At 76.0% G+C, this 1,747-nt stretch carries 1 protein-coding gene; it reads right to left on the reverse strand.

The window, feature by feature from the left end; genetic code table 11:
• Nucleotides 1-114 precede the first annotated feature (114 nt).
• Complete coding sequence (locus ACI8AF_RS27475; RefSeq protein ID WP_456542960.1) at nt 115-1,530, reverse strand: alpha/beta hydrolase family protein; 1,416 nt, start codon at nt 1,528-1,530, stop codon at nt 115-117.
• Nucleotides 1,531-1,747 lie beyond the last annotated feature (217 nt).

The following is a 1,747-nucleotide window of genomic DNA, read 5'->3' on the forward strand; positions in this document are numbered from 1 at the left end:
TTGTTTGTGTCGCGCGCGGGTGGCAGGTTGCACCAGTTTTTCATACGGAAATACACCCCCCCGGGGGGGGGGGGGGGGGGGCGCGCGGCCGGCCCCCCCCCCCCGCAGGGGTGATCAGGGCTGCCCGGGGCACTCCTCCCCCGCGTTGCACGGCCGCAGCAGCCGCTCCGGCGTGACGTGCACGAACCGCGCCGGACCCGCGACGCCGCTGCTCTGCGCGAGCCGGTTCATCGCCTGCGGTGTCGCCGCAGCGCCCCAGTGGCCGGTGTCGAGCCGGTGCTCCATCGTGCGGAGGGCCGAGAGGTGCTCGGCCGCGGTGAAGGTGCAGTGGCCGGGGCCGTCCACGTAGGTGGTGCGCAGCAGCTGGGCGTTCCCGGCCCGGCGGACGACGTCCTCGTAGGTGCGGCTGTGCGCCGGCAGCGCCGAGGCGTCACCGGTCGTGTTCATCGTCAGCACCGGGACGGAGATCTCACCGCTGGGCGCGATGTTCTCCTTCGCGTAGGCGACCGCGTCCGGGTCGGCCGCGATCCGGTCGGCGGCGGCGAGCCGGTCGAGGTCGGCCTGCAGGTCCAGGCCGGCCGCGCGGTACACCTCCTCGACGAGGTGCCGGTGCCCCGACCGCTGCAGCTGCTGCCGGTAGTCGACGCCCTCGTTCCACGAGAAGTTGCCCCCGGCGCGGTACTCCAGCTCCTGGCGCGGCGCACCCATGCCGAGCCGGACGGCGTTCTGCAGGGCGTCGTACATCTGCGCCTGCTGGGCGGCCACGTCGTGCCGGCCCGGCCGCGGGTCGGCGGGGTCCACCCACAGCGGCGAGTTGTTCATCGCCGCGGCGAGCGCGATCCGGGCCCTGCCCTCCGGGGTGCCCTGTGCCTGCTGCAGGAGCTGGGTCGTCGCCGCCGCGTCGGCAGGTGCCGGCCCGGGGAAGGCGGGGAGGTCCACCAGGGCCAGTTCCCGGTCGACGGCGATCAGCTGGTCGACGACGAAGGTCGCGTCGAGCAGCTGGTTCCACTGCGCCACCGTGCCGCCCAGGCCATGGCAGAGCGGGATGGCGCCGTCGATGCGGTCGGGGTACCGCTCGACGATCGCGCCGGTGATGACCCCGCCGAGCGAGCCGCCCCAGGCGATGGTGCGCTCCGGGTCGCCCACCTCGGCCTCGAAGACGTCGAGGGCGGCCATCTGGTCGGCCGGGCCCTCCTCCACCGCCCACCCGAAGTGCGAGTAGGTCGACGCGAGGAGCGCGTACCCCTGGTCGAGCAGGGTCTCGCGGAGGTTCTCCGGACCCGGCATCGGCGACTGCTGCACGGGGCCGCCGCGGCTCCAGATGAGCAGCGTGCCGTTCCAGTCGGCCGGCACCTCGTACCGGAACGGGGCCGGGGCGCCGTCGGCGGCGGTGGTCGCCCCGGTGCAGACGGAGGTCCCGACGGGGCCGGCCGCGCAGGTGACGTCGGCGGCCGAGGCCGAGGGCGCCAGGGCGATCCCCCCGGCGGCGGTGAGCGTGACGGTGGCCAGCAGGCTTCGTCGTCGGAGCATGCAGCATCCCTCGTTTTTCGGACCCCGGGGGGTCGGTGGAGCCCACCGGCAGGCACCGGCGGGCGGCCGCCCCGACCGACGTCGGCGGCGGACGGCACGGGGAACCGGCGTGCCGCCGGGAGGAGCGGGGGGGGGGGGGGGGGGCGGGGGGCGCGCCCCCCCCGCCGGGGCGCCCTCGCGGGGGACGGGGAGGAAGAAGTCGCGGTGCCGCACGGTC

It is taken from the genome of Blastococcus sp. SYSU D00669 (genome assembly GCF_054050715.1).